This window comes from Arenibacter algicola (assembly GCF_018860365.1).
GTDB classification, from domain to species: domain Bacteria; phylum Bacteroidota; class Bacteroidia; order Flavobacteriales; family Flavobacteriaceae; genus Arenibacter; species Arenibacter algicola_B.
The window spans coordinates 26,805-46,258 of sequence record NZ_JAHKPO010000031.1 but is presented as its reverse complement, the minus strand read 5'-3'; the positions used below and the strand labels follow the sequence as shown (position 1 = coordinate 46,258).

The window sequence follows — 19,454 nt, the reverse complement described above, 5'->3', positions numbered from 1 at the left end:
AATTATTCGTTAGAAATTCCACTTAACGAAGCCATCGCTATAAACGTGGTATATATAATCTGCTTCAAAGAGAAGAATAAAAATAAGGTAGGCCACTAGAAATATTGGAGTCCATACAATAGCCCTTCTCAAAGAACTCTTTTCATCCCTAAGGTGCATAAAGTCCCATGCAATATAATAAGCCTTTACCAAGGTCAATATTATAAAAATCCAATTCAAGACTTTCATTCCAAGGAAATATGAATGGGTCAAGGCCTCTGGCTTTGCAATCCCCAATCCAACTTCAACTATGGTCACCAAAGTAAGGAATATTAGTACTCCCCATATTTTTTGGGTGTTGGACTTAAACTTCAACAGACCTCTAAAAATTTCGAGTTTATGTTCGTGTGCCATTTCTAATTCTATTTTTTATATATTCTTTAAAGGATAAATTTTTATTCTAAGCCAATTACACCAAGTAGAAGAAGGTAAATACAAATACCCATACCAAATCTACAAAGTGCCAGTATAACCCAACTTTTTCCACCATTTCATAATGCCCTCTTCTCTCATAGGTACCAAGAATAACATTAAAAAATATAATACAGTTGATCACTACACCGGAAAACACGTGAAAACCGTGAAAACCTGTGATAAAGAAAAAGAAATCGGCAAACAACCTACTTCCATACTCATTCCTCACCAGATTGGCTCCTTCCACAACAAGCACAGCGTCATTTAATTTTTTCAAAGTTTCATCCCTTGTCAAAACTGTTTTATGACCATCCTCATTTATTAATTCCGTACGTATTAAAACATTGGGATTGGTCTTTACCCCTTCAACCACCTCATTCAATGAGTAACTAGGCAAAGCATCTCCTTTGTAGTACCAAATTCCGTTCTTCTTTTCATGATCAACTCTTTCTTCATGCAGCGTCTCGGCAAAATCCCTTATGGCAAGACGATCACCTGAATCGGCACTAACAAATTGTAACACCCTACCTCCTTTGGTTTCCAAAGCTCCAAAATCACCTTTTATAAAAGTTGCCCATTCCCAAGCCTGTGAACCTACGAATATTGCCCCTCCAATAATAGTAAGGAACATATACCAGATTACCTTTGTCTTTTGTAATTTATGTCCTGCATCAACAGCCAAAACCATGGTTACAGAAGACATAATTAAAATAAAGGTCATGAACGCTACATAATACATAGGATAGTTCCCATGAAAAAACGGAACGTGGGTAAACACCTCATCGGCGATTGGCCAAGTTTCTATAAACTTAAATCTAGAAAAACCGTATGCAGCAAGAAAGCCAGAAAACGTCAAAGCATCGGACACAAGAAAAAACCACATCATCAACTTTCCGTAACTTGCGCCTAGAGGTTGATTTCCTCCACCCCAGACATTTTCTTCTGTACCCGTAGTAACCGTAGAATCCATATAAAAATTATAGCGTTAATAAAATTTTCACAAATTTACATTTTTTTCGGCTAAACAAAATTTTTGCCTTTTAAAAATGGCAAAAAAAACCCATTCTAAATAAGCGTACCTAGAATACCTTCTAATTACCAAAGAATTAGCTCCTTTTTAGTTCACGAAATACATGAAAAGAATTAAGTAAACCCAAAGAATATCCAAAAAATGCCAAAACGTAGCACCTAGTTCCAAACCGAGCATTTCCTCGGAGGAATACTTATTTCGCAAGTGATTGGCAATAACCACCAAAAGGGAAATAATACCGGCAACAACGTGAACAATATGTACAGCGGCTATTAAAAAAACATAGGACATTTTAATATTGCTCGTAGGTCCGGTAAAATAGTAACCGTTGGCAACCATCTGTGAAAATCCGTTGAATTGCAATATTATAAAGGCAATTCCCAGGACCAGAGTCAACAATAACCATGTGGTACACTGTTTTACCCTATCTTGCCTTATGGCTTTCTTTGCCATAATATAAGTAATACTACTTATAATTAGAACAATGGTACTCACCAAAAACGATGATGGCAACGTCAGGTCCTTAATCCAATCCTCACGAGAACTACTCACAATATAGGCGCTGGTCCAACCAGCAAATCCCATTAGCAAGCTCACAATTCCGAACCAGAGCATCATCTTCTTTGCCCTAGCGTTTTTCTCTTTTCCCGTACCCTGCGTTAAGTCCATCCTTATTAAATAAATTTATCCATTACATATACCACTTGCATCAATGTAATATAACTTACACTGGCCAACATTAATTTCCTTGCGGAAGCATTATCCCTTTTTTCATATAATCGAAAAGCGAAGAACAACATTACCGTTCCCATTAAAAAAACAATAATGGCCGCTACAATTGATAATTGCAACCTTCCCGTAAAACCAAATACCGGAATCACCGAAATAATCATCATCCAAATGGTGTACATAATTATTTGCAAAGCGGTACCCTTATCCTTTTTACCAGTAGGAAGCATTTTAAAACCACCTTTCTTATAATCCTCGTCCAACATCCAACCTAAGGCCCAGAAATGTGGAAACTGCCAAAAAAACTGTATCATAAACAAGGTACCGGGCTCTATTCCAAAATTATCGGTGGCTGCCACCCATCCCAACATAAAGGGAATAGCACCAGGAAAGGCACCTACAAAGACAGCCAAGGGCGTTTTAGTCTTCAAAGGCGTATAGACACTTGTGTACAAAAAAATGGAGATAGCACCGAACATGGCCGTCTTGGGGTTAAGAAAATACAAGGCTACGATTCCCAAAATTGTCATCAGAACAGCAATGGTCATAGCCGTGGCTACGGACATTCTACCCGCAGGTATAGGCCTGTTCTTGGTACGGCTCATTAAAGCATCCAGATCTTTTTCTATAACTTGATTATAGGCATTGGAAGCCCCTACCATACAATAGCCTCCAAAAGCCAAAAGCATTACCGAGGAGAAATTGATTTCAACAGCACCCAGAAAATATCCTGCTATGGAAGAAAAGACCACACTTACAGCGAGCCTTGCTTTGGTAATTTCTTTAAAGTCAGCAAAATATACCGCTAAAGAGGTGTTTTTCACAGAACCGACCGCCGTTTTCATTTACATTTTTTAAATGGACCGCAAAGATACACCTCATAAGAATTTTTTGCAACCAAATAAACATGTTTATATGAATTAACTAAAAAAGATAGGTAGAAGCCTCAACATACCCAAGGAATACACTTTCCCTTCTATTGACCTATGTGTACTTAAATCTTTTTGGAACAAAAAAAAAAAAAAAAAAAAAAAATCCCGAGCGTTGGCTCGGGATTTTAAATATATTTTAGATTTCAACTATTGCAGTTTGAACGTAATTGGAATACTAAACGGTACACGAACTGCTCTACCTCTTTGCTTCCCTGGAGTCATTTTAGGCAATTTACTAATAATCCTTGCCGCTTCTTCCTCCAAATTTTTATCTGGACCTCTCATCCTTACGTTCCCGATGCTTCCGTCTTTTTGGATAACAAACATTACGTTAACCCTACCTTGAACCCCCATTTCCTGGGCAATTTCAGGATATCGGAAGTTTTTTCCGATATGCTTCTGCATCATGGAGTTGAAACAATCCCTCAATTTACTTTTTGGCTCATTTTCACAACCTGGAAAAATAGGAACATCCTCGATAACCGCAAAAGGTATATCCAAATCTTCCTCTACCTCTTCCACCTCAACATCGGCTACCTCAATTACTTCTTCCTCTTGACTGGTTTCGGTAGATTCAATTACAGTTTCTTCCACTTCCTCCTCATCTTCTACAACCTCAATGATTTCAGGTGCAGCTGGGGGTGGTGGGGGTGGTGGCGTCTTAATTTGTTCGGTCATAGGAACTTCTTCATCCAAAGTATCCTCCACATTCATGGTGTAATCAAAATTATTGTCATCGTCATAGGTCTTCCATTCGAAAGCGATATAAGTCAATGCCATAACCAAAACAAGACCAATAACGAAATAAAGCCCGCTATTTCTTGTCAAATCTGCCTTCGGATTCTTTTTAAGTTCCATAATTCTTAATTTTTAATGTTCGCTAATTTATATATTTATTTTATCTGTTTAAAACTTTTTGTTAAAAAAAATACAAATAAATTTAAACAGGTCATTGGGCTCCAAAGCATCCTTTTATATGCAACTAAAGGCCCTGAACGCGACAAATTAGAAGAAACCCACTTCTTAAATATCCATTCCACTAAGAACCAGTAGGTTGCACCCCTTATTTAGAACACACCCCCAAATTACTCAAAAAAAACACTATTTCATCCACTTTAAAGGAGTTTTTCCAGAGAAAATGTATTTTACCGTAAAACTTCCGAACAATGCCCCCAAACTATTCGCCAGAACATCCAGCAAATCGGGCTCTCTATCCTTTGTGGCCACACCTTGAAGCACTTCAATAATTATACCATAAATAACGGCGTACAAAATTATTTTCACAATTACTTTCCTCAATGGAGTATTTCTACGATCAATTTCCCTAAAGGACAAACAACCCAAAGCCGTAAATACAAAATAAAAAGAAAAATGTACCAGCTTGTCAAAATGTGGAATATCTACAGAAGGTAAGCTCTCTTCCTCAAAAGAAAATAAGCTGAGCGTTGTTATGAACACCACCCAGCTTATAAATAAGATTGTGAAAAAATATTTTTTAGGCACCTACAAGTTCTTTGTACTCCGCATCCCCAAGCAAGCTCTCTACTTCGGAAGAATCGCTTATTTTAACTTTAATGATCCAACCATCACCATAAGGATCGGTATTTACTTTTTCCGGTTCGTCCTCTAACGATTCATTAAAAGCTATGATTTCACCGCTTAAGGGAAGAAAAAGATCGGAAACTGTCTTTACGGCCTCAACCGTTCCAAAAACCTCATCCTTGTCCAAGGTCTCATCCAAGGTCTCCACTTCCACATAAACAATATCTCCCAGTTCTCCTTGGGCAAAATCAGTAATACCGACTATAGCAGTATCACCCTCTATTCTGACCCATTCATGGTCTTTTGTGTACTTTAAATCTGAAGGTATATTCATTATCTAAATTTGTTAAGGCAACAAATGTAAAAGAATATCTTATGTTTATCAAAAAACTCATTTAAACTTTTAAACACCTTATAAAAATAAATACCTTTATGTCTTATACCTCCTTGTTCAACTAGTTCCCAAAATTATACCTTAAAGTAAATCCGGTATTTATAGAAGTTTGTGGGAAAGCCGTGGACACTGCAAATTTTGAAAACGAATGATCGTAAAAAAACAGGGCGTTTAAACTTTTGCTCAAGGCGTAATCGGCAACAAATTTCACCGACATTAAATTTTGCCCGGAAGTTATTTGATTGTTATCTATGTCCAAGTTTCTTATAATGGTAATATTATCCCTAAGGGTTACATCCGCCTTAAGGTTCAAATCCCCTTTTAAGCGCTGCTGTTCACCTCCTATATTGGTCACAAATTTAACATCCTTAATACGATACCCGAGCCCTACCGTATACTCCTTGCCACTGATCTCTGTTAATAAGCTATTGTCAAAACTCAAGGACAACGCCCTATCCGTTCTAATTTCCGCAAGTATACTAAGCGAGTTTTGCATTTCAAAATCTACCCTCATCAATGGATTAAACTGATCCGTAAGCACCACATTGTTCATAATATTGACCGGCAAAAAGTCCTGGGTCTCCGAGTTTATCGGCTCCATACCCTCATTGATCAACTGTGTACGCGTTAAATTGGTCTGAAACGAATTTATACTGTAGGCCGATCTATATCCATGGCTTAGGGAAAAACGCTTAAATTTCTTCTTAAACCAAGGATTGCGCATTAATCCGGTATATTTAATGTTCCAATTGGGAATTGGAATACTTCTAAAAGCATCCAAACTTACCTTGTTGGGATCCTTCCCCGTATAAGCGGCAAAAAAAGCGGGCAGCAAAACATCTTGGCTTGTCTTACCATATCTTTCGGGAAAACCATCGTCATCCACCTCACCGGTATCATGGTTTCTTTCGGCAACAATCCTATTGGCTATTGTAATCCTGTTTTCTTTGAAGGTTTGAAAGCTGTCCGAGCTAAATTCGTCACTTTTATCAAAAACGGTACCGATCATTAAAGTAGAAATACTAAAATTACCGTAGTTATTCCCTAAAAGATTCACATATTCAAATGCGTCATTGCCCAAATCCTCTACGTTAAAAGTTTCCTGGTAACTTTCGGACATTTGCCTATCGGCCACAAGGTCTATAGTTAAATCCCTAGTGGGTTGAGCCGTTGCCGTTATATTTAACTGCTTATTGGTATTCTGTATATATTGTTGGTTAAATTCCGGGAAAGTGGTCAGCCATCCGTTTCTGGCCGCCTCATATCTAACATCGGCCTGGCTACCAAAAACAAATCCAATGGTTGGTTTTGCCGTACCAATAAAACCTACAGACCTGGTATAACCAGGTAACACCTTACCATTGTTTTGACTATAGGTAACATTTACACGTTTCACCATGGTAAGCACATCTATAAAAGCATTGTACCCTGTGCCGGTCGCCTTATTATTATTTTTAGCATCTTCTTTGGATGCAGGGTTGCCCGCTTTATCCAAGCGAGTCGGTTTTGCAACTGCCCCTTTGGTATCTTTCCTACCCAAACCGAGGAAATCATAGAATTTTTGCATGGTCAAGGATGCCGTTAAATTATGTGTACTGGCATTCTGCACCGTGTTTATATCCTCTCCGGCCACTTCGTTCAAAGCATCCCCTCCCCTTTGCCAGTCAAAATTACTGGTATAGGTGTATTGGGCATTTATAAAATCGAAAGCAGGAATTTTGCTCAAGGGCAGTTCATAATTCAATTGCATTTCCTGTGAATGCCTATTGGGCTCTCCAAGATCGAAAAATCCATCCCACAATCCTAGGGCCTGATCTATTTCCGAATCCGGATTACCATCTTCCGAAAAATAATTCCTTACAATATTATTGTTGGAAGCGGTAAGATTTAAGCGTAAGGATTTTGTTAGGCTATAGTTGATAGCATACTGCCAATTGAAAAGATAATTCCTTTGTTGTAGAAATGGCAGATCCAACTTTTCTACCCCTGGCTCAAAAACATCCCTGAACTTTTGCTGATTAAAAGATCGGTTGATATTGGATTGAAGTGAAACGCTGGCGGGCAAAACATTCAGATTTAAATCTTTCAGCCATTTCCAATATTTCCCTGTAAACAAGGAATCCTTCTTGGCAAACGGTTCTACGGGAAGGGGTTTAAAATTATGGTTATAAACAAATCCTGTTACCACATTCTGATCCCTTAGCTCATCGATCTCAAAATCCCTATGGTTCACCTCGTTATAGGAATAATTAAAGGTAAAGTTCTCTATATCGTAAAAATTGGCCTCGGCCTCTTCGCCCCTATCCTTTCTTACCCCAATAAAATTTATACTGGTCCTCTTGGTATAATCCTCCCCTTGCTGTCTAATTGCTTCGGCGTCTTCCGGTGTTTCGGCAGCTGCAATGCGATCTTCCAATTTTAGATCATCATAGACAGGATCAAATTCAGGAGTAATCAACTGCTCCGAAATACCATAATTAAAAGGTAGTTGCAGGCCCCAATTTTTTGGGAACAATTGACCAATATTTACATTGGTGACCACATCATAGGAAATGGCATCCTCACGTGCCCGTTCATTGGGCATTTGATCTATGGCCCCGAACCCGGAAGTACTTTTACTACCAGTGGCGGACACATTGGCAAAATCTGCCATATTCATATCCATGGCAGCTATAGCCGCCCATCCCCCGTTATTATCCAATCCTGATAGACGTAGTTCGTTAAACCAGACCTCTCCCCTAGCTGGAAGATTATCATCGTTCTTAACCCCTACCATCATACTACGGATACCGCCTAAAGAAGGATTTCCACGGATACCAATACGTAATTTACCCAGTGTTCTTGGGTCAAATTCATTTACTTGGACCACCTCACCATTGTCTATTTCATAATAATTAATGGTGCTCAGGGTTTGGGCTGCGATTCCGGTAGATTTTACCTTGGACAGATCATCCAATGAAAGGTCCAGTTCATTTACATCCGGCCAAATTTCGCTGTCCGAACTTGCTCCATGAGGCGTTAGTTGTAAGGGCAATTCTATCTGATAAAAATTCTGTGTAAAATCCGAACCGATCCTTATAAATCCTACCAAGGGCGTCTCGTCATTGGCATAGTCGGATTCTACAATTTCTTCGGCATGCATAAACATTTTTAAGCGTTTATATTGCCTTACATCGATATCCAAATTTTTAAATACCCCTCTGGAATCCTGAGGTTCCAAGTTCTCCACCACAAAGGACAATGACTGTTCATTTTGCCTAATAATGGTATTGTTGTTGTTAAGCCTTTCACGTACTACACCTGGTGGCAAAACATAAGGTATTGGGGTTCGCGCAGCATTTTCCTCTACATTGACAGCGTTAACATCCACCAAAGTACCATCATCGGTAGGATCTCCGTCTACATCCGGTTGTAAAGATTTGGCATAAGTACGCCAATCTCCGCGCACTAGGTCCAAGGTAGCAAAACGCAATACCACATTACTTGAAAATCCTGTTAGGTACATCCGCATAAAGCTTATTGACCTAAAATCGCTTATACCGCCCACCGCATCCGTAAAATCGGACAAAGGTATCTTGTACTGTATCCATCGTTCGTTCAAGGTATTGCCGTTGGGCAAAGACCTGGTAACCCCTTCCTTAATATCCGTTACGTACTTGTCATTAACAGTAGTTCCTGGTTTAATATTGATACGGTACTCGTAATAACTATTTACCGTATTCATGGTTCCGTCCCTGTCTATATCCTCTACATCGGGCAAAGTAGTGGACCCCCTGTCAGAATTGCTCAATTGTACGGGAGAGTTACCATCCGGGTTATTGTAATTAAGATATCGTTCCAAAATACTACCTTCCCTGTTCAGAAAGTACTCGTAATTATCCAGCGCAGGATCTTCCGCAGGGCCATTATAGGTAATTCCACCCTCAAAAGTATAACTAGCCTCCTCAGCATCGGTTAAACCATCAAAACCAATATCCTGCAAACCTCTGTTATTCTGGTCTGCATCAAAGGCATATATTAAAGACTGGGTTGCAGGAACCTTACCCCAATTTGTTTTATAGGTAAGATCATTGGATACGGGATCTACAGGTAACCCATTTTCATATTGCTTCCGTCCATCGGGAAGAATATCCTCGGAAATATTACCAAGGTTGATCACCAAATCCCCAGCGCTTGTTGCAATGCCATCCACATAGGGATCCAATACCCAAAATTGCACATATTCCACGTTGGACTGTTCAAAATTGGTACTACTCAACGATCGCATTATCCCCGCCCATTTATCCTGCGGTTGTTCCGTAGTAAAATTTGGGTTTGCATTATAGGGTCCTTTCATACCAGGGTAATAGGCTATGTCCAAGGTGTTTTGGGCCAAAGTCTGCCCTTGGGCAACATCTTGGTTAAAAACATCCTGTATATAGATTCTTCTAGTCTCGTTTGTGGAAATATCATCATCACTCAATGCCGTAGGCCGCTGATTGGAATAAAAAATAGGATCTACGGTATACCAGGCCATTTTTGCCCTACCATATCCAGACTCCAAACTATTAGTCGTGGTTGCAAATTCCACAGGCGGACTCGCCATAGACCATCCGAGAAAAGAACGAATATCGATCAGGGATTGTGCCCCCTCAAAATCGTCCAAATAGGTTGTGGTTTCACCTTCAAAATCCGCATTCTTAGGAGAACTTGGGCTTAAAAAGGCCACTTCACCACGAACTGACAAGTTGGAAGGGACATCCGTATCTATATTTGGCAATTTATTGACCAACCTGGTCAAAAATGGAACTTCGGTGGAAAAATTACTGTTAAGGCCAAATATTGTGTTGTTTACAGGCTCTATACCATAGTTGGATTTTTGAGTCAAGGGTTTTTCATTCAGGTTCAACAAAGTACCCCCGAGCACAAAATTCTTATTGAATTGATGCTCCACATTTACACCTGTAAAACGTCTGGTCTGCTGTCCGAAGACCGCATTGTTCTCCACTGAAATATTGATAGGCGTATTGGAAGCCTCCAAACTTGGGTCCAAAATCTGCACCGTTCCCGACTGATAATTTACGGTATAGTCTATCCCTTCCTGCAACTGCCTACCTCCGGCAGTAACCCTTACAGACCCCTGGGGAACATTGAATGCCCCTATAGGAATACCATTGGTTCCCTGTGATTTATATGTTCCTTTTAGAATAAACCTATTTTTATCCGCATCTTGTTGTGCAGCCGCCGTTGGAAGCGAGTACATATTCCTAAAGACGTACTTCTTTTGATTGGCATTATAGCCTTGATCATTGTCCACATCATAGGTACCACCACCCAAAAGGTTAAATAAGTATTCCCCAAAAGGTTCAACTTTGGTAAATATGATGCTCCCTGTTTGCGAGTTTATTGTAATACCTTCCACATAATCAAAAAAACCATCCCCTCCACTTTGAAGATCATTATATGCATTTAACCTGTCCAAATTAAACACATCCAACAAAATCCTATCTTCCAAAGGCTTGGGGGAAGTTGGCCAACCAGAGCCGACACCTGATTCCGCTGGTGTTATATAATTTCTTGGAGTGGTTTCGGCATATAAAATGTTCAACTTAAAATCCTCCTGACTTAATTGATAAGCGCCAGTGGCGTAAATATTCTTCATCATAAGATCCCATATAGGATCTACAACATTGGTAATATTACTCTTTAACAACTTAAGGATCAATGTATTGTTGTTAACCGGAATTTCTGCACCAGGAGACACCGTAGTAGCATCTACGCCACCGTTGGCGAACTCTCCTACCTGATAAACTTCCCCATTATAAGTGTATTGAAAGGCTACCCCAAGGACTTCATCATTGCTCAATCTTTGATTTAGGGATATATAGCCCAGCTGTGGATTAAAGGTAAAATCCCGGCCCTGTTCCAGTTTTCTGGCATTCTCCAAAATAGCATAATCAAACCCCTGATTTACGGTATAGCCGGGCACATTAAAACCTGATTGAACAGTGGCTATATCGCGAATACTGCTTGTAAGCGCGCCTCCAGATGCAATTTGGAGAGGATCATAATCATTGGCACCGTTCCTTGGCAAATTACCGGCAGCGGAACTATTGAAGAATCCGGCCGGATCTCCATTGTTTTGCCCTATCCTGGTTTTTCCGGGTTGTACCTCCCCTAAATCCTGGATAGCAACAACGTTTCTAATATTCACAGTTTGTTGGCTCCTATTGGTAATCCATACTTCCAACCTTGTAATTTGGACCTGGCTTCTTATATAAGGATAGTTAACAAGCGCGGCATCATAATTATCCCTAAAATAATGGGCCAAGAAAAAGTGTTTGTCCGAGTCGTAATCCTGGGCCCTAAGTTCGAAGTCGTTAACCGTACCTCCACCTTGTGCCACTACAGTATTGCTTTGTGACCTTTGTTCCGAAAATACGGCCGTAACCCTGGTCTTCCCAAATTGCAGTTCGGTCTTTACCCCAAAAAGGCTCTGTGCCCCGGTAATCAAGGAACTATTTAGAGGCATACTAACATTACCTACTTCTATCTTTTGAAGTATATCATCCTCAGATGGAGTATAATCCAACTTTACTAAATTCTGAAAATCAAAGGTAGCCTCGGTATCATAATTGGCTGTTACCTGAAGTCGCTCCCCAATTTTGCCCAACATACTTAAACTTATCCGTTGGTCAAAATCAAAGGAAAGGTTGGTCCGGTTACGTGGGGACAGGGATGGGTTATCGTTTTTCTGCCATATAACCCCAAGATCCATCGCCACCGATCCTTGTGGAATCACCTCAATGGTATTACCGCCAAAGACACTTTCAAAAAAGCTATTATTTACATAGAAGTTGGGAAGTAAATTTTTGCGAGCCGCCTCACTACCCTCCTTTTTACCCGAAAAGGCATCAATTTTTTCTTTAAAATAAGATTTCATACCCTCCCGGCGTACCAACTCCAAGTATTGGTCCGGAGTAAGGATTACGGGATAATTAATATCAAAATCCCCAACACTTACCGTATAGATATATCTGTCCAGATTGGGATCATAAGTATATTTTGAAACTATGCTGTCCGGGTTTTCCATTTTCAATTTCCCCAGAGCAACACCCGTTTTTAGTGAATCTACTTCCTGCCCAATTGCATCTTCCCCTTCTATTTCCTGTGCCACGGAAGTACCCGTTGAGCCCAAGAAAATAAATAGTAGGATGATAAGCTTAAATGATGATTTAAGATAAAATTTTGCCCCTTTTTTCAAACTTGTTATAAATTTTTAAGCGCAAATTTTATAATGTCCTCTACGCTTAGTCCAGGGTCTTGGGCAACTACTTTATCCACAACCTTTTCAGCTTGCTTGCGGACAAAACCAAGAACCTCTAATGCAGATAACGCTTCATCTTTATTTGTATTGTTTGATGGGATGGAAAGTTCATCAATATCGTAGACTTTTAAAACCTTGTCCTTTAGGTCCAGAATTACCCGTTGTGCCGTTTTGGCGCCGATACCCTTGATTCCCTGAATAGTAGGCACATCCCCAGTTGCAATAGCATCCCTAATTTGACCCGGAGACAGGGAGGACAACATAGTTCTAGCCGTGCTGGATCCTATTCCGGATACCGACAACAGCAATCTAAATATCTCCCTTTCGGACTTTTCGGAGAAACCGAACAAAGTATGTGAATCTTCCTTTACTTGTAGATGGGTGTATAGTTGAATGCTTTCCGAATCCCCAATTTTTGAAAACGTGTGCAACGAAATATTTACAAAATACCCCACTCCCGCACATTCGATTACAATATGGGTGGGATTTTTTTCAACAAGTTTTCCTTTTAAATGGGTAATCATTAGTTAACAACGGTTTCAGAATTCAGGTTTCAGAAATTTGAAACTTGAATTTATTTCAACTATTTTATTTTTGTGTTTTTGCCAATTTTCTCTTCTCCCTTTCTTGGGCATCAATAACCGCAACAGCAGTCATATTGACCATCTCGTCCACACTGGCCCCCAATTGAAGGATGTGCACGGAACGTCTTAAACCTACCATGATAGGACCAATGGAATCTGCTTGGTTCAATTCCTTCAGCAGCTTATAGGTAATATTGGCCGACTCCAAATTTGGAAAAATAAGGGTATTTACTTTTTTACCGGACAATTTGGAAAAGGGAAATTTACCCTGGTGCAATTCTTTGTTCAAAGCAAAATCGATTTGCAGTTCTCCATCCACTACCAATTCCGGGTTGGTAGCATGCAATATTTTTACAGCTTCCTTTACTTTGGTAGCACGAGGATGTGTAGAAGACCCAAAATTAGCATAGGACAATAGGGCCATTACGGGGCTAAAGCCAAAAGTAACGGCTACATTGGCCGTCATCTTGGCAATTTCGGCAATTTCCTCGGCACTGGGATCAATGTTGATGGAAGTATCGGCTAAAAACAATGGACCCCTTTCGGTAATCATAATGTTTACGGTAGACACTTTCTTAACATTGGCAGCCCTTCCGATTACCTCGAATACCGGTTTCACCACGGTTGGATATGCCCTGGAATATCCGGAAATCATTCCATCCGCATCTCCCTCCAAAACCATCATTGCAGCAAAATAGTTACGCTCCCTCATCTTTGCACGGGCACTGAAAAGACTTACCCCACTACGCTGCCTATTTTCAAAATATTTGGAAGCATAATGATTTCTCTTATCATTGGCTTCATCCGCATGGGAATCTATAACGAGTATATCGGCATCGAATTCCAGTTCCTGCATCAATTCCGCAATAACCGCTTTATTCCCCAATAAAATTGGCGTTGCCAAGCCTTCTTCGTAGGCAATTTGGGCCGCTTTTAGTACGTCCAAATGGTCGGCCTCCGCATAAACAATTCTTTTAGGGTTTATTCTGGCACGATCGTGTAGCAATCTAACTATCTTGTTATCGTTACCAGAACGCTGTAGTAGCTCCTCTTTATATCTGTCCCAATCATCAATGGGCATTTTGGCCACTCCACTTTTCATGGCCGCCTTTGCAACGGCAGGTGGTATTTCAGATATCAATCTTGGATCGAAGGGTTTTGGAATTATATAATCCCGCCCAAAAGTCAACCTTGTTTGTCCATAAGCAATATTCACCTGTTCCGGAACGGGCTCCTTGGTAAGTTCCGCCAAAGCCTTTACTGCAGCCATTTTCATAGCTTCATTTATCTTGGTGGCCCTGACATCCAATGCCCCTCTAAAAATAAAAGGAAATCCTAAAACATTGTTCACTTGATTAGGATGGTCGGACCTACCTGTGGCCATGATAATATCCTTTCTGGTTTTTATGGCCAGGTTGTAATCTATTTCCGGATCTGGATTGGCCATGGCAAAAACTATAGGATCTTTAGCCATGGACAATAACATTTTTTCAGAAACGATATCCTTCACCGAAAGACCAATAAATACATCAGCATCTTTCATTGCTTCTTCCAAGGTATCGATCTTTCTATCTGTCGCAAACTCCAATTTCTCTGAAGTCAGGTTATCCCGATCACTGCGGATAACCCCTTTACTATCCAACATTACTATGTTTTTGTCACTTGCCCCAAATGCCTTGTACAGACGGGTGCAGGAAACGGCAGCCGCACCTGCTCCACTTACAACGATACGGACATCACTAATTTTTTTATTGGTAAGCACCAAAGCGTTCAAAAGGGCAGCAGAGGATATTATAGCTGTTCCGTGTTGATCGTCGTGCATTACCGGAATATCCAGCTCTTCTTTTAAACGTCTTTCTATTTCAAAAGCTTCAGGAGCCTTTATATCCTCCAAATTTATACCCCCGAATGTTGGGGCAATTATCTTTACTGTTTCTATGAATTTTTCAACATCGGTGGTATCCAATTCAATATCTATTCCGTCTATATCGGCGAAAATCTTAAATAGCAAGCACTTGCCTTCCATCACCGGCTTTGAAGCCTCGGGTCCAATATCGCCCAATCCTAGGACAGCAGTTCCATTGGATATTACGGCCACTATATTTCCTTTGGCCGTATACTTGTATACGTTATCCTTGTTTTTGGCTATTTCCAGGCAGGGCTCGGCCACACCAGGGGAATATGCAAGACCCAGATCCCTTTGGGTAGCATAAGGCTTGGTAGGAACTATTTTTATCTTCCCAGGTTGCGGTTTGGCGTGATACACCAGTGCTTCCCTTCTTGTCTTTTGCTTGCTCATATAGTGTGGTATTAGAAAAACAAAGTTAACAGTATTCTTTAAATTAATAGAATTTAAAAAAGTAATCTATCATAGTTGTAAAAGAGGAAAAGTAATTCAATATTCAAATACCCCAATACACGGCCTCCCCAGACCTCTGGCCAAAAGGCGGGACAGGCATTCCCAAGGAGAGGGATGGGCTCCCAAAACGATTATTGGTCTAAAAAGCTCAACTTCCGTCCTACTTCAAAAACTCAATGTTTCGTTTTAAACCGGAGAATTTAGTACGCTTTACGGCGGATTTCTGGAATACCTACTTAAAGACATCCTCCGTAATTTCCTCCCAGTCCTTTTTGGTCGACCTCCCCTGACCCCTCCCAAGGAGGGGGATAAGTTCCTATAACGAAAATAAGTCTAAAAAATAACCAACCTAATGCCTAATTCAAAAACTCAATGTTGCGTTTTAAACCAGAGAATTTAGTGCGTTTTACGGCTGATTTCTGGAACACCTTCTTAAAAACATCCTCCGTAATTTCCTCCCAATCTTTTTTGGTCGACCTCCCCTGACCCTTCCCAAGGAGGGGGATAAGTTCCGATAACGATAATGGGTCCTAAAAAAATTAAACTTCCGTCCTACTTCAAAAACTCAATGTTTCGTTTTAAACCGGAGAATTTGGTGCGCTTTACGGCAGACTTCTGGAACACCTTCTTAAAGACATCCTCCGTAATTTCTTCCCAATCCTTTTTGGTCATTGAAAGTAATTGGGGATTGGGATTGAACAATGGTTCGCGATGGGGTTTAGAAAATCGGTTCCAAGGGCATACATCCTGACACACATCACAACCAAACATCCAATCGTCCATTTTGCCTTTGAATTCTGTAGGCATCTCGTTCTTTAATTCGATGGTAAGGTAAGATATGCACTTACTGCCATCTACCACATAAGGCTCCACTATTGCCTGGGTGGGGCAAGCATCGATACAGGCAGTACAGGTACCACAATGATCGGTTACCCTATGGTCGTACTCCAGTTCCAAGTCCACTATCAATTCGGCTATAAAGTAAAAAGATCCCACTTGCTGCGTCAGCAGATTACTGTGTTTTCCTATCCAACCCAATCCGCTCTTTGCCGCCCAAGCCTTATCCAGGACAGGTGCGGAATCCACAAAAGCCCTACCGTGCACTTCCCCAATTTCTTGGGCAATAAATTCTTGTAGTTCCTTTAGTTTGGATTTAATGACATGATGGTAATCCTGTCCGTAGGCATATTTTGACACCTTAAAGGTGTTTTCTTTTTGAGATTCTTCCGGGAAATAATTAAGCAGAAGGGAAATTACGGATTTAGACCCTTCCACCAATTTGGTAGGATCCAATCGTTTATCGAAATGGTTTTCCATATAGCCCATTTCCCCATACATGTTCTTATTGAGCCACTTTTCCAATCTAGGGGCTTCCTCCTCCAAAAATTCGGCCTTGGAGATACCGCACGACAAAAAGCCGAGGCGTTTGGCTTCGGCCTTTATAAGCTGGGTATGTTTATGAATCTTCTTCAAAAAATTATCTTTCGGTAAACAGTAAAGGTACGTTCTTTGGCTTAAGTGAAATCAAAGGATTGATCTCTACGTTTTTCAAAGTGCTGGATATGCTATATTTCTTCACAATTTCCGCTATGGCAATGATCATTTCATACATGGCAAAATTATTGCCCACACACATTCTGGGACCCGCCCCAAATGGATAATAATAGTCCCCATAATCCTTTTTGTCCGCTTCCTTAAATCTACTTGGGTCATATTCCAATGGCCTGTTCCAAAAATGGCCATAGCGGTGTAATTCGTAAATGGACATAAGCACCATGGTACCTTTTGGTAGTTCAATATCTTCAAACATATCATCTTCGGTGGCCACCCTATCTATTACATAAGCTGGTGGATACAACCGTAATGCTTCCTCTATACATTGTTTAACAAATTGAAGCTGCATCACTCCTTGCATTAAATCAACATTACTGTCCTCAAAATCAACCTTTGACACTTCCTCATAAACTTGATCCTGCATTGCCGGATTTTTAGCCAAAAGAAACAGGGTGAAACTAAGTGCATTGGCTGTGGTTTCATGACCTGCTATAAAAAGAATCAACACTTCATCCAACAATTGCCCATCTGGCATTGGGGTGCCATCATCATAACGTGCCCTAAGAAGCATATCCAACAAATCATCTTTTTCCAATCCAGATCTCCTCCGCTCTTCAACAATATCCAAAAGTAGCCTCTTGCCTTCACCGGCCATTTTCAAGTGCTTATCTATTTTACCACTGAGTCTATACCACCATTTTAGATATGGTTGCCGCATTTCTTTGATCAACATGCGCTGATTGGCCTCGGTAATATGTTGGAGTCGTGACATCCTTTCGCGAATATCCGAATTACTAAAAAGGGATTTGGCAACAACCTGAAATGCAAGATCGCCCATAAGTGGAAAAACATCCTGCTCCATCCCAGGCTCTATACGTTCCAGTTCCAGTAGTATGGCCTCCCTCATGACCCCCATTAAATTATGGAGCTTTTTCTTGTGAAAAGCTGGCTGCACCATTCTTCTATGAGTGCGCCAATGTTCACCACTGGAGGTTAGAATACCATGACCAACGTACTTGGCCAAATCCACTGTTTGCAAAGAGGATTTTTCGTATTTCCTATGTTGTTTTTGAAGAATATGCTTTATTAATCCGGGGCTTCTGGTAAAAAGGACTATTTCCTTGGAACTTAATTGTACTTTAAAACAATCCCCATATGCCTCAAAATTTTCATGATGAAAGGGCAAAGGATTTTTTAGGATTCTCCCCGCATTTTTTAAGACCTGAAACCTTGATACTAACTTCAAATTGAATATTTAAAAGTGGGGTTCTTCCGCCATAAAATCCAAGTGGACAACAACATCAAAAAAGACCTCCCTGAATATTGCCTTTAATCCTTCCCAGGTGTCTATAGGCAAGTTCCGTAACCTCCCTACCTCTTGGGGTCCTCATGATAAATCCTTGTTGGATCAAGAAAGGTTCATAAACCTCCTCTATGGTTTCTGCACTTTCAGAAACGGCAGTAGCCAAAGTAGTAATCCCCACAGGGCCTCCTTTAAACTTGTCTATAATGGTTGTCAATATCTTGTTGTCCATTTCGTCCAATCCGTGGGCATCCACATTTAAAGCCTTCAGCCCAAACTGTGAGATTTCTATATCGATCTTTCCATTCCCTTTTATTTGGGCAAAGTCTCGGACCCGCCTTAGTAGGGCATTGCATATTCTGGGAGTCCCCCTGCTTCTACCTGCTATTTCTATGGCAGCCTGTTGTGTAATTGGAGTCTTTAATATTTCGGCACTTCGTTCTACTATGGTAGATAGTAGTTCCGTAGAATAATATTGTAATCTACTCTGTATTCCAAAACGAGCTCTCATAGGAGCTGTCAACAAACCAGAGCGGGTTGTAGCCCCGATCAAAGTAAAGGGATTTAAATTAATCTGTACCGATCTGGCATTGGGACCCGATTCTATCATTATATCGATTTTATAATCCTCCATGGCAGAATATAAATATTCTTCCACAATAGGACTCAATCTGTGGATCTCATCAATAAACAACACATCCCTTTCGTCCAGGTTGGTCAGCAAGCCGGCCAAATCCCCTGGCTTATCCAACACAGGGCCCGAAGTCATTTTTATACCCACCCCCAATTCATTGGCCAGGATATGGGCCAAAGTAGTCTTCCCAAGACCCGGAGGACCATGGAACAAAGTGTGATCTAGGGCTTCGCCCCTTAAATTGGCCGCCTGGACAAATATCTTCAGGTTTTCCAATACTTGTTCCTGCCCGGTAAAATCATCAAAGGAAATAGGGCGCAACGCCCTTTCTATATCAAATTCCTCGTTGGAAAAATTACTGGCTGTGGGATCTAGGTTCTCATTCATACTCCAACAAAGATAAAGGAAATTGGAATAGTTTTCTATGAAACAATTATAAGGACACAGACATTCCCAGCTTTTAATTATGATTCCCTTCCTTTTTTCCACAGAGTGGAAGAAAACTAATTAAAATTGCATGTTACAAACCTTGAAGCATGGAATGGGAGACCCCTCCATAAAGGCTGGGTTTATTGGCCCTGGGCATTTCACACACCTACCGCCTTTGAAATACTGATTTTACTAAAAAATAATG

General features: G+C 40.5%; 13 protein-coding genes and 2 pseudogenes. All 15 read right to left on the bottom strand.

The annotated features are described in order from the left end of the window. Positions 1-9: 9 nt before the first annotated feature. The 15 genes and pseudogenes from KO529_RS22815 to ruvB all read right to left on the bottom strand — a co-directional run bounded on the left by KO529_RS22815 (position 10) and on the right by ruvB (position 19,207). Positions 10-393, bottom strand: a complete 384-nt coding sequence (locus tag KO529_RS22815; RefSeq protein WP_215950166.1) for a cytochrome C oxidase subunit IV family protein — start codon at positions 391-393, stop codon at positions 10-12. Positions 394-448: 55 nt separating this feature from the next. Beyond that, a complete protein-coding gene (locus KO529_RS22810; RefSeq protein WP_215950165.1) occupies positions 449-1,423 on the bottom strand; it encodes a cytochrome c oxidase subunit 3 in 975 nt (324 codons plus the stop codon). A 147-nt stretch (positions 1,424-1,570) separates the two neighbouring features. Beyond that, positions 1,571-2,152, bottom strand: a complete 582-nt coding sequence (locus KO529_RS22805; protein ID WP_215950164.1) for a cytochrome c oxidase subunit 3 — start codon at positions 2,150-2,152, stop codon at positions 1,571-1,573. A gap of 5 nt (positions 2,153-2,157) precedes the next feature. After that, on the bottom strand, positions 2,158-3,057 hold the full coding sequence (gene cyoE / locus KO529_RS22800) for a heme o synthase (RefSeq protein WP_215950163.1): 900 nt from the start codon (positions 3,055-3,057) through the stop codon (positions 2,158-2,160). A gap of 234 nt (positions 3,058-3,291) precedes the next feature. Next, the gene (locus tag KO529_RS22795; protein WP_215950162.1) at positions 3,292-4,002 is read right to left on the bottom strand and encodes an energy transducer TonB; all 711 of its coding nucleotides are present in this window, start codon (positions 4,000-4,002) and stop codon (positions 3,292-3,294) included. 243 nt (positions 4,003-4,245) lie between these two features. Next, a complete protein-coding gene (locus KO529_RS22790; protein WP_215950161.1) occupies positions 4,246-4,602 on the bottom strand; it encodes a VanZ family protein in 357 nt (118 codons plus the stop codon). 37 nt (positions 4,603-4,639) lie between these two features. Beyond that, positions 4,640-5,020, bottom strand: a complete 381-nt coding sequence (gene gcvH, locus KO529_RS22785) for a glycine cleavage system protein GcvH (RefSeq protein ID WP_215950160.1) — start codon at positions 5,018-5,020, stop codon at positions 4,640-4,642. A gap of 121 nt (positions 5,021-5,141) precedes the next feature. After that, on the bottom strand, positions 5,142-12,323 hold the full coding sequence (gene sprA / locus KO529_RS22780) for a cell surface protein SprA (RefSeq protein WP_215950159.1): 7,182 nt from the start codon (positions 12,321-12,323) through the stop codon (positions 5,142-5,144). Positions 12,324-12,328: 5 nt separating this feature from the next. Beyond that, a complete protein-coding gene (gene ruvA, locus KO529_RS22775) occupies positions 12,329-12,910 on the bottom strand; it encodes a Holliday junction branch migration protein RuvA (protein ID WP_215950158.1) in 582 nt (193 codons plus the stop codon). Between the two features lie 64 nt (positions 12,911-12,974). Further along, positions 12,975-15,269: an NADP-dependent malic enzyme gene (locus tag KO529_RS22770; protein ID WP_215950157.1), complete on the bottom strand. Its 2,295-nt coding sequence runs from the start codon at positions 15,267-15,269 to the stop codon at positions 12,975-12,977. 220 nt (positions 15,270-15,489) lie between these two features. Continuing rightward, positions 15,490-15,606 (bottom strand): annotated as a pseudogene (locus KO529_RS23535) (tRNA epoxyqueuosine(34) reductase QueG); the annotation flags it as partial. 79 nt (positions 15,607-15,685) lie between these two features. Further along, positions 15,686-15,802, bottom strand: a pseudogene (locus tag KO529_RS23530) (tRNA epoxyqueuosine(34) reductase QueG); the annotation flags it as partial. Between the two features lie 79 nt (positions 15,803-15,881). Then, positions 15,882-16,802, bottom strand: coding sequence for a tRNA epoxyqueuosine(34) reductase QueG (gene queG, locus KO529_RS22765; protein ID WP_215950156.1), 921 nt, complete (start codon positions 16,800-16,802; stop codon positions 15,882-15,884). Between the two features lie 4 nt (positions 16,803-16,806). Beyond that, complete coding sequence (locus KO529_RS22760) at positions 16,807-18,129, bottom strand: cytochrome P450 (protein ID WP_252734527.1); 1,323 nt, start codon at positions 18,127-18,129, stop codon at positions 16,807-16,809. 55 nt (positions 18,130-18,184) lie between these two features. Further along, positions 18,185-19,207 (bottom strand): Holliday junction branch migration DNA helicase RuvB, encoded by a 1,023-nt coding sequence (gene ruvB, locus KO529_RS22755; RefSeq protein ID WP_031442397.1) that lies wholly within the window; start codon positions 19,205-19,207, stop codon positions 18,185-18,187. Positions 19,208-19,454: the final 247 nt, after the last annotated feature.

Coding starts and splice junctions, on each gene's coding strand:
- KO529_RS22795 (WP_215950162.1), bottom strand. CDS start 4,002: ATGGAACTTAAAAAGAATCCGAAGGCAGATTTGACAAGAAATAGCGGG.
- cyoE (WP_215950163.1), bottom strand. CDS start 3,057: ATGAAAACGGCGGTCGGTTCTGTGAAAAACACCTCTTTAGCGGTATAT.
- ruvA (WP_215950158.1), bottom strand. CDS start 12,910: ATGATTACCCATTTAAAAGGAAAACTTGTTGAAAAAAATCCCACCCAT.
- KO529_RS22805 (WP_215950164.1), bottom strand. CDS start 2,152: ATGGACTTAACGCAGGGTACGGGAAAAGAGAAAAACGCTAGGGCAAAG.
- KO529_RS22815 (WP_215950166.1), bottom strand. CDS start 393: ATGGCACACGAACATAAACTCGAAATTTTTAGAGGTCTGTTGAAGTTT.
- gcvH (WP_215950160.1), bottom strand. CDS start 5,020: ATGAATATACCTTCAGATTTAAAGTACACAAAAGACCATGAATGGGTC.
- KO529_RS22810 (WP_215950165.1), bottom strand. CDS start 1,423: ATGGATTCTACGGTTACTACGGGTACAGAAGAAAATGTCTGGGGTGGA.
- KO529_RS22770 (WP_215950157.1), bottom strand. CDS start 15,269: ATGAGCAAGCAAAAGACAAGAAGGGAAGCACTGGTGTATCACGCCAAA.
- ruvB (WP_031442397.1), bottom strand. CDS start 19,207: ATGAATGAGAACCTAGATCCCACAGCCAGTAATTTTTCCAACGAGGAA.